The sequence below is a fragment of the Vibrio salinus genome, from assembly GCF_021272385.1.
Lineage (GTDB): Bacteria > Pseudomonadota > Gammaproteobacteria > Enterobacterales > Vibrionaceae > Vibrio > Vibrio salinus.
Window position 1 is genome coordinate 1137578 of sequence record NZ_JAJSDZ010000005.1, and the last position, 16135, is coordinate 1153712.

Genomic DNA, 16135 nt, shown 5'->3' on the forward strand with positions numbered 1-16135 from the left:
AATATCGACTCATCTGCAAAACACAAGAACGATAACTTCTTACTCTAGCTGATTTTTTTATTAATAATATCAACAATAGGTTCTGGTTTGTGTATATAATAACCTTGTACAAACTGGACACCAATCTCGGTAAGACACTGATAAATTTCTTTATTTTCAACATATTCAGCTACCGTTTTTAATCCCATAGCCTTACCGATTTCATGAATAGACTTAACCATTTGATAGCTAATTTTATCTTTATCTATATCGAGTACGAACGAACCATCAATTTTAACCGTATCAAGTGGTAACTCTTTCAAATAAGTGAAAGACGAAAGGCCCGTTCCAAAATCATCAAGTGAAAAATGAAAACCAAGGTCAATTAATGAATTCATTATTTCTATTGTTCTGTTAAAGTCACTCATTGCAGAAGTTTCAGTAATTTCAAAGATGATACATGCTGGATCAAAAACATAACTATTCATCATTTTATTAATAAAATCTATCACAGTATAATCCGAAATAGTCTGACCTGATAGATTGACCGAGTATACGAACTCATTACCACTTCCCATAGAACTAAATAAAGTTTTCATAACATATCTATCAATTTCCGGCATCATATGATAGCGCTCGGCGACGGGAATAAAAGTAGAAGGAGAAAAGATATCTCCTCGAAGACTTTTTAATCTCAAAAGTATTTCATAATATCGACTGTTACTATCAATTGTGGAAGCAATTTTTTGACCATAAAGAACAAATTTTTCATTCTCAATAGCATTATTCAATTCGTCAACAATCCCAACTTCCTGAATATAATTTTCAAATTCATTGTTATCGCTATCAATGATATACGTACGATTTTTTCCATTACTTTTTGCCAACTTACAAGCCGTACTTGCAATACTAAGAAGTTTATTTAACTCTGGAGCAGTATCAATATAGAAAGGTGCTATACCACAAGAAACCGTAATTCGTACACTATTTTCATTAAGGTAAAACTGTCTTGAGCCTATTAATTTTCGAACACTCTCAGAAAAGCCCTTCGCTTCATGAATAGAATGGTCTTGGAGCAAAATAACAAACTGATCACTACCTATACGTGATATAAGTTGACCCTCTGAAACACGACTTTTTAAAATATTAGCAATTCTACACAGAACTTCATCACCAAGTGAATAATTAAAAGAATCATTAATTTTTGTAAAATTATCGATGTCAAAAAAAATCAATGCTGCATTCTGTCTAAAAATAAAATTATTTTGATTTATCAGCTTATGAAACCTTTCTTCAAAATGCTTTCTATTACTCAACTGTGTTAATATATCAATATCATCTTTGTATAAAGATTTTTGATCGTTGGTTTTAGTAATTAATATTACGACGCCTTTCAACATTCTACAGCATCGAATATTTATATTTAGGTCATCAACAATAAAACCATGTAAATCCAGCTGTTTGTATCTTCCATTTATCAACAGACATTCTATCTTATCGACTAAATCAGGAAATCTCTTAAGTATATTTCGAAAGTCCTGATCTAGCATATTTTCAGTTTTTTCTTCACCATCCCCTAATCCAAGCCAATTAATGGCGATGGTATTAATTAAATTTATTTCACCAGAATCAGAAAGTGCAATTAGTCCATTTGGGAAAGCGCTAATAACACCAGACATTAATTCTATCAGCGTTGATGAGTTTTGTTCTAATTCAATATGCATTATTATCACCTCCTCTGATAACTATCACAGTCGCGGCAAGATGCTCTAGAGCACAATCATCAAAAACTGTTGCAGCAATTTTGTAAGCATCCCATTCGGACCAATGTTCACCTTCACGAAGACGACTTATATCTATACCAAGAGAATGAAAAACTAGAGTAAAACGACCATTTCTTGGCAAGCTAGTATAGGATAATAATCCTTGCGATGACTTCTCTAAGAATACTTCAGAGTCACCTGTACAATCGTTTTCAAGCCAGTAGATATCAGGCATATTTACCAATAGATATTCAATATACTCATTGTTTATTCTAACCAAACCTATTTTTCTTCGATTTTCCTCTACGGCTGTATTACCAAAAAACGTTTTAAACTGCTCAAAAATAATTTCAAGAGGTATTTGAATATTTCGAGTCACTTCATCAACAAAATGACTTACCAACACGTCAAATTTTTGGTTAGGTTTGTTTTCATTGTAAGTATCATCGGCTAAAACAACAAAATAAGTATCTCCATGAAATTCTTTCACTACATGAATATTACTATTATATATATGACCAACGGCAGGATGAGAAATAGTTCTAACCAAGATATTCTTTTCTGAAACAGGAAGAAAGTGACGTAAAATTACAGAAGTACCCGTATTGTCTGACTTCTTTATTATCATCTCATCAGCACAACGAAGCGCCACTCCGAGCCCCAGACCAAAACTTTTCTCTTTGTAGGTCGAGTAACCATCTTGCATAGCTTTAGATATATCGGCGATGCCAGACCCACAGTCTTCAATAACAACTTCGATTCCTAAGTCATTAGCTGTATTTGATATATCGACATTTGCTCCAGAGGCATGGCGAACTGCATTTATAGCAATTTCAGACACTGCTATATTAAAAAGGCTTGCCTGATAATCTGAAAAACCAATTTCTATAGCATATTTTTTACAATACGATGCGATTAAGTAGGCATCAACTTCATTTTCTATTGAATAAGTAATATCTCCAGTATTTTTCTGTTTCACTAACGAATAGCCTCAGAAATAGGAACAAGATTAAAACCAGACTGCTTAATGCAAAAATACATCGCCGATTTTAAATCTCTTAAAATCTTATGGTTACCCAAATCGACACCAGCATTTACCATCGTTCTTGCTATCATCCCTTTTAATCCACAGAATATAGGTGATGATCCAACTAACACTATAGTGTCTGCAAGCCTAACAAGCTGTAATGCCACCGATGTATCTATCGCATAAACATTAGATAAATCCACAATGACAAAATTACTATCTGATGACTCAACCATATTCGTAAGCTTTGCGGTAACTGCTTCCATCCGTGCAGAGTCTATCGTTCCAAATAAGCCAGTATAAATACAGTTGTCAAAGATTTCAGATGCCACCATTGGTGATTCTCCACCCAACTGTTTACGACTAAAAGCAATATCACTCATAATTTACAACCAACCAATTGACATTTTAAATAATAAATTTTTATTAAAATAAAACGGTAAAATAGAAAAAAGTAGCTATTTTTCATCACAAACAGAAGATGAATATAGCTATCGCTTATTTATTAAAATAGACCAAATCTTCACATAAGCAATAGTTCTAATAAGAGAACTCTCTTTGAAGAATTTAAACGAGAAGCAGAACACAGACAGCATAGTGCAGGTATTTTTGATTACATAGAACGGTTCCATAATCCAAGAATGGAGCATAGACTAGCGAATCGAGACAGCCAATTTACGTCTTTACAAAACTGTCCGTGAGAACGGGAGAGAACTCCACAAATGACACCCATAAAAAAACGCCTCCAACCGGAGGCGTTTTTCGAATATCAGACAAACTTAAAAAATTAAGCCTGACCTTTCACTTCTTTAAGACCGTTGAAAGGAGCACGTTCACCCAGTGCTTCTTCGATACGGATAAGCTGGTTGTACTTAGCGATACGGTCAGAACGGCTCATAGAACCCGTTTTGATTTGACCTGCAGCAGTACCAACCGCTAAATCAGCGATAGTTGCATCTTCAGTTTCACCAGAACGGTGAGAGATAACAGCAGTGTAACCAGCGTCTTTAGCCATTTTAATAGCAGCTAAAGTTTCAGTCAGAGAACCAATCTGGTTGAATTTAATAAGGATTGAGTTAGCAATACCTTTTTCGATACCTTCTTTCAGGATCTTAGTGTTAGTTACGAACAGGTCGTCACCAACAAGCTGGATTTTGTCACCCAGAACTTTAGTTTGGTATGCGAAACCTTCCCAGTCAGATTCGTCCTGACCATCTTCGATAGAAACGATTGGGTATTCTTCACACAGTTTAGCAAGGTAATCAGAAAACTCTTCAGAAGAGAAAGTTTTACCTTCGCCTTTCATGTTATAAACGCCGTCTTCGTAGAATTCAGAAGAAGCACAGTCCATAGCAAGAGTCACGTCTTTACCTAGTACATAACCAGCCTGTTCAACCGCTTCTTTGATTGCAGCAAGTGCAGCAGCGTTAGATTCAAGGTTAGGAGCAAAACCACCTTCATCACCAACAGCAGTGCTTAGACCTTTAGCTTTAAGAACTTTAGCCAGGTTATGGAATACTTCAGCACCGATACGTAGTGCTTCTTTAAGAGTTTTAGCGCCAACAGGCTGAATCATGAATTCCTGAATATCAACGTTGTTGTCTGCGTGCTCACCACCGTTAACGATGTTCATCATTGGAAGAGGCATAGAGAATACGCCAGGAGTGCCGTTCAGTTCAGCGATGTGCTCATAAAGAGGCATGCCTTTTGCTGCTGCAGCTGCTTTAGCGTTAGCCAGTGATACAGCAAGAATAGCGTTAGCACCGAATTTGTTTTTGTTATCAGTACCATCAAGATCGATCATTACTTGGTCGATAGCAGCTTGATCTTTCGCGTCTTTACCGATAAGCGCTTCAGCAATAGGACCATTTACAGCTTCAACAGCTTTAAGAACACCTTTACCAAGGAAACGTGATTTATCACCATCACGAAGCTCAAGAGCTTCACGAGAACCAGTAGATGCACCAGATGGAGCAGCAGCCATACCCACGAAACCGCCTTCTAGGTGTACTTCAGCTTCAACAGTTGGGTTACCGCGTGAATCGATAATTTCACGACCTAGAACTTTAACGATCTTAGACATTAATGTTTCCTCTCATTGAATATAAATGTCAAATTTAAAGGGAAGCCGAAACAGACGACTTCCCGTGTCCTTTACTCAAGTTCGCCACGAGCCCGTGCGCCAGCCGCTTTAACAAAACCACTAAACAGCGGATGACCATCACGAGGTGTAGAAGTAAATTCCGGGTGGAACTGAGATGCCACAAACCATGGATGGTTCGGATTCTCGATAACTTCTACCAGTTTTTTATCCGCAGACAGTCCGGATACTTTCAGACCGGCCTTTTCAATTTGCGGACGTAAAACATTATTTACTTCATAACGATGGCGATGACGCTCATGAATTGTTTCGCTTCCATACAATTCATAAGCTTTTGTGCCTTTTTCTAAATGGCATAACTGCGAACCAAGACGCATAGTACCACCCAGATCAGATTTTTCTGTGCGCTCTTCGACATGACCATCAGAATCAACCCACTCAGTAATTAAGCCTACCACAGGGAACTGGGTTTCTTTGTTAAATTCTGTTGAATGTGCGCCTTCCAGGCCGACAACATTACGAGCGTACTCAATCAATGCGACCTGCATGCCTAAACAAATACCAAGGTAAGGAATTTTGTTTTCGCGGGCATACTGAGCAGCAAGGATCTTACCTTCGATACCGCGATCACCGAAGCCACCCGGTACCAGAATTGCGTCAAGATCCTGTAGTACATCAAGACCTTTTGTTTCAAGATCCTGAGAATCTACATATTTAATATGGACAGTCAGACGGTTTTTCAACCCAGCGTGTTTTAGCGCTTCATTGACGGATTTATAAGCGTCCGGTAATTCGATGTACTTACCAACCATGCCGATTGTCACTTCACCCGTTGGGTTGGCTTCTTCGTAGATAACCTGTTCCCATTCGGATAAATCCGCTTCAGGAGCCGTAATGCCAAAGCGGGTGCAAACTAAATCATCAAGTCCCTGAGACTTAATCAGTTGTGGAATTTTATAAATCGAATCCACATCTTTCATTGAAATCACGGCTTTTTCCGGAACATTACAGAAAAGCGCAATTTTTTTACGCTCGTTAGCCGGAATAACACGATCACTACGACATACCAGAATATCGGGCTGAATACCGATAGAAAGAAGTTCTTTTACAGAATGTTGAGTTGGCTTGGTTTTCACCTCACCGGCCGCCGCCAGATAAGGTACCAGTGTTAAGTGCATGAACATGGCCTGCTCACGACCGATCTCAACCGCTAACTGACGAATGGCTTCCATAAACGGCAATGATTCGATATCACCAACCGTACCACCAATTTCAACAATCGCGACCTCGTGGCCTTCAGCACCGGCAACAATGCGATCTTTAATGGAATTAGTAATATGAGGAATGACCTGGATCGTTGCACCAAGGTAATCACCACGACGTTCTTTACGCAGTACATCTGCATAAACCCGTCCTGCCGTGAAGTTGTTGCGTTTGGTCATCTTGGTACGAATGAAACGTTCATAGTGACCCAAATCCAGGTCAGTTTCTGCACCATCTTCTGTAACAAAAACCTCACCATGCTGAATAGGACTCATCGTTCCTGGATCAACATTGATATATGGATCAAGCTTCATGATGGTTACTTTTAAACCACGAGCTTCTAAAATCGCTGCAAGTGATGCTGCCGCAATACCTTTACCTAGGGAGGATACAACCCCACCAGTAACAAAAATATACTTTGTCGTCATGTTTAACCTGAAATTGGTTGAATGAGGGAAATGGGTTTCTTCTGGACGGGATGAAATAATACCAGAACCCCTTTACCACCACAACGTGAAACTTATCACACTCGAATTTTTTCTTTATTGCGTCAAATCAATTCAGGAGATTAACACACTGTGGTTTACCGACGATAAACAGGCCGGTTACCCAGTCATATTATTGCTCATTCTTTTCCGTATTTTTTACCTGTTGCCAAAAGTTTTCCAGTTCGTCCAGAGAATACTCTTCAAGACTTTTTTCTTGCTGACCAACGATAGATTCAATTCCCCGAAAACGCCGCATAAATTTCAGGTTGGCTTTTTGTAGTGCCGTTTCAGGATCGCACTTCAGATGCCGGGACAAATTCACAACCGCAAACAGCAAATCGCCGACTTCTTCCTCCAGTTTGCTCTGCTCCACCGGAACCCGATCGGCTTCTTCCATCACTTCGCCAATCTCTTCACGAACTTTGTCAACGACCGGTCCGACGCTTTCCCAGTCAAACCCATATTTAGCGCATTTCTTCTGAATTTTTACGGCCTTACCTAATGCAGGAAGTGACCCAGGCAACGAATCGAAAATACTGTCATTCTGAGACAATGGTTTCGCGGCCTTTTCCTGTTGTTTCACTTTGTCCCAGTTAGCCCGGATCGCTTCATCACTCTCAAAGACCTGATCACTAAACACATGAGGATGGCGGCGGATAAGCTTTTCATTGAGGTCTGAAATAACATCGTTGAAATCAAACAATTCCTGCTCTTTTGCCAATTGACTATAAAAAATGGCCTGAAAAACGAAATCACCCAGTTCTTCTCTTAAGTTATCCCAGTCGCGGTTATGAATCGCGTCAACGACTTCATACGTTTCTTCAATCGTGCAGGGAATAATGGAATCGAAAGATTGTTTCTTATCCCAGGGGCATCCATTCTCAGGATCCCGCAGTTGTGTCATGATTTTCTGCAATTCATCGATAGGGCTGGTCATCTCTGGCAATCTCCTTTAAAAATAGAAAAGCGAGGTATTATAAACCTCGCTTTAAGTAAGCACTAACTAATCGGGATAGTGATAATCAGCCAAGACGTTTAACGGAAAGAACGTCTTTTGTCTGTTCAATACGCTGAGTCACTCTGGACAAAACTTCCACACTCTGAACTTCAAGTTCAAAATCCATATAAATAATCTGACGGCTGTGATCAGAGCGGCTTCTCATACTGGAAACTTTGATCTTTTCATTGGCCAGTAACGTTGTGATATCTTTCAGCAACCCACCACGTTCCATCGCTTCAACCCGGACAGGTATAACATAAGAACCAACCAAACCACCGCCCCAGACGGTATCAATGATCCGCTCAGGTGCGTGATGACTTAACTCTTCCAATTGCTCACAGTCACTCCGGTGGACCGAAATACCGCGTCCCTGAGTAATGTAGCCTTTAATATCATCACCAGGAATAGGCCGGCAACAACGGGCCAGATGCGTCATCAAGTTATCAACGCCTTCCACCACAACAGCATCTTTCCCGGGGGCAGACTTAGCAACTTTTGTCTCACTTTCCTGAAGTTTTTCAAGCGCAAGCTTATCTTCTTCTTCCGCCGTGGGTTTATTCACCAGCGCATTAATGTGATTCACAATCTGGTTGATTTTTAAATCGCCGCTGCCAACACCAACGTACAGCTCATCCGGGGTATTCACATTAAACCGTTTCAGTGCATATTCACTGGCGTCTTTCAGGGTTGCCCCGATCTTTACCAGCTCAGATTCCAGAATTTCACGTCCGGCTTCCAGATTCTTCTCCCGGCTCTGTTTTCTGAACCACGCATTAATTTTTGCTCTGGCCCGGCTGGAATGAACAAATCCTAAAGAGGGGTTTAGCCAGTCCCGGGAAGGATTGGGTTCTTTGGCTGTGATAATTTCAACCTGATCGCCCATTTGCAGCTGATGAGTAAAAGGAACAATCCGTCCTCCTACTTTCGCTCCGATACACCGATGGCCAACTTCTGAGTGAATATGATACGCAAAATCAAGCGGTGTCGCGCCCATCGGCAAATCGACGACATCCCCCCGGGGAGTGAACGCATAAACCCGGTCATCGAATACCTGACTTCTTAACTCATCGAGCATCTCGCCCGAATCGGACATTTCTTCCTGCCAGTCAAGAAGTTTACGTAACCAGGCGATTTTTTCATCGTAGCCGCTTCTGCCAGCTGAGCTGCCTTCTTTGTACTTCCAGTGTGCTGCGACCCCAAGCTCTGATTCTTCGTGCATTTGCTTGGTCCGGATCTGGATTTCTATCGTCTTTCCTTCCGGCCCTAAAATGACAGTATGAATAGACTGGTAACCATTTGGCTTGGGGTTAGCCACATAGTCATCAAACTCGCTGGGCATATGTTTGTATTTGGTGTGCACGACACCAAGAGCGGCATAACAATCCTGAAGTTGATCCGCAATGATTCTCACCGCCCGGACATCGAACAGTTCATCAAATGCCAGATTTTTCTTCTGCATCTTTCTCCAGATGCTGTAAATATGCTTAGGACGGCCACTGACTTCGGCATTAATGTCTGCGTTATGCATTTCATCGCGAAGATCGTCAACGAAATCTTTAATGTATTGCTCCCGGACAATCCGCCGTTCGGACAACTGTTTGGCAATTTGTTTATAGGTTTCCGGCTGCTGGTAACGGAAAGCATAATCTTCCATTTCCCATTTAAGCTGACCGATTCCCAGACGGTTTGCCAGTGGCGCATAGATATTGGCGCACTCTTTCGCGGCAATCCGCCGGATTTCATCCGGTTGCCGTTTCACTTCACGTAAATTGCAGATTCGTTCTGCCAGCTTGATAACAACGCAGCGAAAATCATCGACCATCGCCAATAACATTCTCCGGACATTATCCACCTGAGCCGACGCTTCACTCCCCTGCAGGGTAACATTAAGCTGGCCGATCGCCGCCATCTCATCCACCCCATCGATGAGTTTAATAATTTCCTTGCCATAAGATTCCGTGAGTTCTTCACGATCAATCAGCCCACCAGAGACGATCGGAAACAAGATGGCCGCCACCAGTGTCGGCCGATCCATGGACAACGTTATCAGAATTTCAACCATTTCCCGGCCGCGCCACAACAACAAAGGGCCGTCGGGATTATTGACAACTATTGCTTCCATTTGCTGATAAACATCTTTCAGCTTTCTTGCTGTTTTGGATTCCTGATTCAGACCAGCAATCCACTTATCCAACTCAAATTGTTCGTCTTGATTCAAATGCGCGCTTCGTACAGCAACCATTAATTTTTCGTCCTAGTCTTAATATTCTTATCTGCTTTTAAACTTACCAACTGATTTGATAACGGGTCTGTCCCCCGCTATCTCACAAATAAAGCCATCGACTCCAGATGACTGGTATGAGGAAACATATCCAGCATTGCCAGTTTTTCGAGTCTGAACCCCTGTTGTATGAGTGACTGACTATCTCTTGCCAGGGTCGCCGGATTACAAGAGACATACACAACCCGTTTTGCACCCAACTCAGTAGTCTGTTCTATGATTCCTTTAGCGCCGGCTCTGGCCGGATCGAGTAATATCTTATCAAATTTTTCACGGCCCCACTCACTTTGCGTCATATCTTCTTCCAGGTTAGCCTGATAGAAAAGAGCGTTGTTCACATCGTTTTTCTGAGCGTTGGTATCCGCCTGAATCACCATCTCTTCAATGCCTTCGATCCCGATAACCTGCTTAACTTTCCGGGCGACAGGCAGACTGAAATTTCCGCCTCCACAGAAAAGATCCAAAACACGATCTTGTTCATTCAGATCAAGCCAGTCGATCGCCTGCTGAATCATTTTCGTATTCACAATCTTATTGACCTGTATAAAATGATTCGGCTGAAAATAAATGGGTAAACCGGCATCCTCATAAAAAGGCACTTTTCCGGCCAGCATTTCTACCATACCGGATTCCGGCATCAGATAAAGTGTTACTTCCGTCTGTTTAACAAACTGATGCAATTTTCTTTTGTCATCCTCATTAAGTGGTTTGACATGACGAAGTAAAACAACCCGCTCATTATCCGCTTTTATGAGCTCTACATGACCCAAACTCTCCGGTTTCGACAGACGGTTCAAGACCGGCTTGATTTTTTCAAGTACCAGATTTAAATCGTTATCCAGTACCGGACAATGATCAATACCGACAAGATCCTGACTCTGTTTTTTACGGAATCCGACAGTAAGCGATTTATTGACTTTATCCCAGACAAGGCTGAACCGTGCCCGGCGACGGTAATGTTGATGATGACTCACTACCGGTTCCGATAAGGAAAGTGACTGTCCGGCGAACTTCGCCATCAACTGTTCTAATGATTCCTGTTTGTATTTTATCTGAGCCTGATGCTCAAGGTGCTGTAACTGACACCCTCCGCAAGACGCATAGTGAGGGCAAAATGGGGTCACTCGTTCTTCACTGGCAGTCAGTACTTTAATCAGTTTCCCGCGTGAGTATTTACTCTTACTTTCAGTAAGCTGATAAACAACGGTTTCACCAGGTAATGCGCCTTCGATAAAAATCGGCTTTTTATTCTGGTAGGCGATACCGCTCCCAAGGTGATCAAGCCGGGCAATCGTAATTGACTGATGCTTTCGATTAATTTCTGTCTTCTTTTTAGGTTGGAAAAAACGTGCCATTCTATTTGCTCACAACATCTGATACGACGTCTTATTGTATGGAATCTCACTAATCTGCAAACGAGAGATTGTCGAAAAGCAGAGACTCGATTAAGCTAGCCTTTACATGGTTGCTTGAAGTCTCTACCGTTACTGCAAGTATTTTCCCATATCCACACGATGATGTTTAGATAATAATGACCAGATATGGCTTACGAGCTCGTGTAATCACACTAACTTTAGCTCCTACATTAATAATCGGCTTACTGCTAAGCGCTTTTTTTTCTTATAACCGCTATCATGATCTTGAAGCTCAGGTCATCGCCTCCGGTTCCAATATCATCGAACCTCTGGCCATTGCCAGTGAGGATGCACTAAAAAACGACAGCAGAGAAGAAGTTCGCCGGATCATCAGTTACGCACACAGGAAAAATTCCAAATTTATCCGCAGTATTGCCGTCTTCAATAACCGCCATCAGCTTTTCGTTACTTCAAACTTTCATCCTAACTTCCAATCTCTTATGTATCCCAAAGATAAGCGCATTCCAATTTTGAGCAGCGCTGAGATGAAAGACAATAACACCCTGATTCTGAGAGCCCCGATTTTAGCAGAAAGCCAGTTGTCCGACGGACGGACTAACGCAGAGAATATCCCGGTGCTGGGCTACATTGCCATTGAACTTGATTTGTCTCCGCTAAGGCTGCAGCAATACAAAGAGATCTTTCTGGCTATCGTTGTACTGGCACTGGGGCTGGCACTTTCAGCGGTCTTTGCCTTCAGGCTGATGCACGATGTAACCCGTCCCATCACTCATATGAAGAACGTCGTTGACCGGATCCGCCGAGGGCATCTGGATGTCCGGATTGAAGGACGGATGCACGGAGAACTGGATGATTTGAAAAATGGTATCAACGCCATGGCGGCATCTTTATCCGAATATCATGTTGAGATGCAACATAGTATCGATCAGGCAACCTCGGATCTCAGGGAGACACTGGAGCAGTTGGAAATTCAGAACGTTGAGCTGGATATTGCTAAAAAACGGGCTCAGGAAGCTGCCCGTGTGAAATCAGAATTTTTAGCGAACATGTCCCACGAGTTGAGAACGCCTCTGAACGGTGTGATTGGCTTTACCCGTCAGATGCTGAAGACAAAATTGACGAACAGCCAAAGTGACTACTTACAAACAATAGAAAAATCTGCAAATAACCTGCTCAGTATCATCAACGACATTCTCGACTTTTCAAAACTGGAAGCAGGCAAACTGGCACTGGAAAACATTCCTTTTGAATTCCAGGAAACCCTTGAGGAAGTGGTTGACCTTCTTGCCACCAGTGCTCATGAAAAAGGTCTGGAAATCACGCTGAAAGTCGATCCGAAAATCCCGGCCGGTGTGGTTGGCGATCCCCTGAGGATTCAACAAATACTGACCAACTTGGTCGGCAACTCAATTAAATTTACTGAGCGGGGGAATATCGATATCAGTGTCGAAATCCGTTCAACAAAAGAGGAACAGGTCGAGCTGCAGTTTATGGTTAGAGATACCGGTATCGGTATCTCTGAACGTCAGCAGGCCCAGTTATTTCAGGCATTTAGCCAGGCTGACGCGAGCATTTCCCGGCGTTATGGTGGCACCGGGCTGGGGCTGGTCATTACTCAAAAACTGGTCGGTCAGATGGGAGGCGAAATCAGTTTAACCAGCCGTCTTCACCAAGGCTCAACCTTCTGGTTTACCGTCAAACTTCAGTATACCGAAATACCGGTGGGCTCTTGGTACAACTCCACCGCACTGAAAGATAAAACAGCCCTGCTGATTGAACAAAACATTCAGTCGGCAACCATCATTCAGCGGACTCTGACTCTGGCAGGAATGGATGTCAGTTATATGGGTGAGCTGCCAAATGACAATACTCACTATGATTACATTCTTTATAATTTATCCCCGTCAGCAACAACGGAAATCAACGCTATCAGTCAGGAAATAGAAAAAGCCATGACCATGACAGGTACTGTTCTTATCGGAACTCCGAGTACCGAACTGGCACTGTCTGATTACCTGATGAGAAACTATCCGGTGAAATGTCTCACCAAACCACTGGCAAAACGCAAACTGATGCAGGCCATGCTGGATTCACACCCTCATCATGACTCTGTTGCTCTGGCGGCTCCTTCTGACTTTATGCCGGAAAAAATGCCGCTGCATGTTATGGCTGTTGACGATAACCCGGCTAACCTCAAACTCATTACCGCTCTGCTCAAGGAACGTGTGGAAGAAGTCATTTCCTGTACTGACGGGAAACAGGCAGTCGAAGAGGCTCAGAAACAGAAATTCGATATTATCCTTATGGATATTCAAATGCCTCAGATGGATGGCGTCACTGCCTGTAAAAACATCAAAAAAATAGACATCAATAGCCAGACACCGGTCATTGCCGTCACTGCACATGCCATGAGCGGTGAAAGAGACAGACTGCTTAGCGAAGGCATGGATGATTACCTGACCAAGCCCATTGAAGAGCATGTTTTACAACAGGTTTTAAGTCGTTGGAATCCACAGAGCATCATGCCGGAAACCCAAAATTCCGTGCAGTCTGGTACAGAATTGCCACCACCGTCAGAGAACGAAAATCATGCCGTCATTGATTGGTCAATGGCCCTCAAACAGGCAGCGAATAAAGACGATTTGGCCAGAGATATGCTGAAAATGCTGATTGAATATATTCCGGAAGTGAACCTCGTTATCGGCTCAGCACTAAACGGTGAGGGGGAACCGGAAACACTCATCCATCACATTCATAAACTGCATGGCAGTTGTTCATACAGCGGTGTACCCAGACTGAAAAAGGTCTGTGCACAACTGGAACAGGCTTTACGCTCAGGAAAAACAACAGAAGATCTGGAACCGGAATTGTTTGAACTGCAGGACGAGATGGAAAAAGTGATCAACCAGTCTCACTCAATTCTCAGTTAAGACTCAAGGATAACCGTTGCAACGGTATAGTGGCGTTCATCGGAGATGGATACATGACAATGCAATACGTCACTTTGCTCCGCAATATCCGAAGCCACACCGGATAAGGTAAGAACCGGCTTTCCTGACTTATCATGTTCAATAGCAAAATCATGAAACGTCACACCATGGGCAATACCGGTTCCTAACGCTTTCGCTGCGGCTTCTTTAGCGGAAAAACGTTTGGCAAGGAAACGGTGCGGCTGTTTATGGGCTTTATAATCATTCCACTCAGAATCAGCTAAGATACGCCGGGCAAACTTATCGCCAGAACGGGATAATGCTGCCTCAATTCTTGCCACTTCCGCAATGTCTGTTCCTAATCCGACAATCGCCACATTCGTTCCCTTTTTACACTCCCGCTTAACGGCGGGCTTCTATCATTGCCACTTTCATGTCTTTCACTGCGTCAGACAATCCATCAAATACTGCCCGGCCAATGATAGAGTGGCCAATATTCAGTTCATGAATTTCTGGTAAAGCCGCAATCGCCGCCACGTTATGGTAAGTAAGGCCATGTCCGGCATTCACCATAATACCAAGATCTGCCGCATAGCTTGCTGCCGCTGAAATCTTTTTCAGCTCATCCTGCTGATCTTCCACCGTTTCTGCATCTGCATAATGACCGGTATGCAATTCGATATACGGGGCACCACAAGCTTTTGCCGCATTGATCTGTTCACGATCTGCATCAATAAACAGAGACACTTTGATACCAGCCTGAGACAGCTTCTCTGTTGCCGCTTTCATTTTTTCCAGCTGACCGGCAACATCCAAACCACCCTCTGTGGTCAGCTCTTGTCTTTTTTCAGGAACCAGACAAACAAAATCCGGTTTAATTTCAACAGCAATATCGACCATTTCGTCTGTTACTGCCATTTCCAGATTCATCCGGGTCTGAATTGTTTCTCTTAAAATATGCACATCACGATCTTTGATGTGCCGGCGATCTTCCCGTAAATGGACAGTAATACCATCTGCACCAGCACGTTCCGCAATTTCAGCTGCATGAACAGGATCTGGGTATTTTGTGCCTCTTGCATTACGTAAGGTTGCGATATGATCGATATTGACACCTAATAAAATTGAGCTCATTTTCCTATACTCCGTGATCTCGAAATGCCGGTTTTTGGTGTGAATAACTCCCGACTTTTTAATGGTTTACTGCCAATGTACGGTTTTAACGCCATGCGTGTAAAACGTTTTGCAGCTTGTAATTGTGTTTTCGTAACAAACCGGCGCTCGCTAATCGCAATAAGTTCTTCACCGAGAAACGTCAGATTGTCTTTTCTTACCGAGGCAATAAATCCTTTTTGCTCCCGGTAGCGATAAGTCATTGTCGGAACAACCCCTTCTCCAGTTCCTGCACAGTGAAGCAGATCCACGCCATACCCAAGACTGGATAATAAAGCCAGTTCGAACCGCCTTAATGCCGGTTCCGGATTTTGTGTCTGAGCCAGTTCAGTCAGTGCCTGAAGATAATCAATAAAAAGTCCCGGATGAGCGACTTCCACCGGAATCACTCTGGCCAGCAGTTCATTCATATACATCGCCGAATACAAATTAATACCAGAGAGTGGCAACCCAAGGCTAATCGCTTCAGCCTGACGTAACGTTTTCATTTCTCCTTTACCAGACCACTTAATCAGCAATGGGGTAAAAGGCTGAAGCACACTTTTTAGATGAGAACGCGCACTCCTTGCCCCCTTTGAAAGCAGGGTCAACCGGCCATATTCTTCACTGAACACATCCACAATTAAACTGGATTCGCTGTACGGACGGCGGTGTAGAACAAAACTGCGCTGTAAACCGGCTTCAGACATACTTGTTCCTAAAGACAAAACAAGGAGTATTGTAAAATACTCCTTGTTCAGTAGAAACCTTTTCT

General features: G+C 42.6%; 12 protein-coding genes. 1 reads left to right on the forward strand and 11 read right to left on the reverse strand.

The annotated features are described in order from the left end of the window. Nucleotides 1–44: 44 nt before the first annotated feature. The 8 genes from LRQ06_RS05345 to rlmD form a co-directional block, all read right to left on the reverse strand. Nucleotides 45–1703 (reverse strand): putative bifunctional diguanylate cyclase/phosphodiesterase, encoded by a 1659-nt coding sequence (locus LRQ06_RS05345; RefSeq protein ID WP_232765391.1) that lies wholly within the window; start codon nt 1701–1703, stop codon nt 45–47. Beyond that, nucleotides 1693–2721 carry an ATP-binding protein gene (locus LRQ06_RS05350; RefSeq protein ID WP_232765392.1) on the reverse strand — a complete coding sequence of 343 codons (1029 nt, stop codon included), beginning with the start codon at nt 2719–2721 and terminating at the stop codon, nt 1693–1695. The genes LRQ06_RS05345 and LRQ06_RS05350 overlap by 11 nt, the downstream gene beginning before the upstream one ends. After that, nucleotides 2721–3152, reverse strand: coding sequence for an STAS domain-containing protein (locus LRQ06_RS05355; RefSeq protein ID WP_232765393.1), 432 nt, complete (start codon nt 3150–3152; stop codon nt 2721–2723). Before LRQ06_RS05355 ends, LRQ06_RS05350 begins: the two co-directional genes overlap by 1 nt. A gap of 404 nt (nt 3153–3556) precedes the next feature. Continuing rightward, nucleotides 3557–4852 carry a phosphopyruvate hydratase gene (eno, locus tag LRQ06_RS05360; RefSeq protein ID WP_232765394.1) on the reverse strand — a complete coding sequence of 432 codons (1296 nt, stop codon included), beginning with the start codon at nt 4850–4852 and terminating at the stop codon, nt 3557–3559. A gap of 71 nt (nt 4853–4923) precedes the next feature. Beyond that, nucleotides 4924–6561, reverse strand: a complete 1638-nt coding sequence (pyrG, locus tag LRQ06_RS05365) for a CTP synthase (protein ID WP_232765395.1) — start codon at nt 6559–6561, stop codon at nt 4924–4926. Nucleotides 6562–6751: 190 nt separating this feature from the next. Next, nucleotides 6752–7558, reverse strand: a complete 807-nt coding sequence (mazG, locus tag LRQ06_RS05370; RefSeq protein WP_232765396.1) for a nucleoside triphosphate pyrophosphohydrolase — start codon at nt 7556–7558, stop codon at nt 6752–6754. Between the two features lie 85 nt (nt 7559–7643). After that, the gene (relA, locus tag LRQ06_RS05375) at nt 7644–9863 is read right to left on the reverse strand and encodes a GTP diphosphokinase (RefSeq protein ID WP_232765397.1); all 2220 of its coding nucleotides are present in this window, start codon (nt 9861–9863) and stop codon (nt 7644–7646) included. A gap of 77 nt (nt 9864–9940) precedes the next feature. Further along, on the reverse strand, nt 9941–11257 hold the full coding sequence (gene rlmD, locus LRQ06_RS05380) for a 23S rRNA (uracil(1939)-C(5))-methyltransferase RlmD (protein WP_232765398.1): 1317 nt from the start codon (nt 11255–11257) through the stop codon (nt 9941–9943). Nucleotides 11258–11433: 176 nt separating this feature from the next. Here rlmD and barA point away from each other — a divergent pair, with 176 nt between their 5' ends. Then, nucleotides 11434–14208, forward strand: a complete 2775-nt coding sequence (gene barA / locus LRQ06_RS05385; RefSeq protein WP_232765399.1) for a two-component sensor histidine kinase BarA — start codon at nt 11434–11436, stop codon at nt 14206–14208. Here barA and acpS read toward each other — a convergent pair. From acpS to recO, 3 genes are read right to left on the reverse strand one after another with little or no spacing between them, the layout of a single operon-like run. Next, entirely contained in the window at nt 14205–14585 is a 381-nt protein-coding gene (gene acpS / locus LRQ06_RS05390; RefSeq protein ID WP_232765400.1) for a holo-ACP synthase, read from the reverse strand. The genes barA and acpS overlap by 4 nt on opposite strands. A gap of 25 nt (nt 14586–14610) precedes the next feature. Continuing rightward, nucleotides 14611–15342: a pyridoxine 5'-phosphate synthase gene (pdxJ, locus tag LRQ06_RS05395; RefSeq protein WP_232765401.1), complete on the reverse strand. Its 732-nt coding sequence runs from the start codon at nt 15340–15342 to the stop codon at nt 14611–14613. Then, entirely contained in the window at nt 15339–16070 is a 732-nt protein-coding gene (gene recO, locus LRQ06_RS05400) for a DNA repair protein RecO (RefSeq protein ID WP_232765402.1), read from the reverse strand. The genes pdxJ and recO overlap by 4 nt, the downstream gene beginning before the upstream one ends. Nucleotides 16071–16135: the final 65 nt, after the last annotated feature.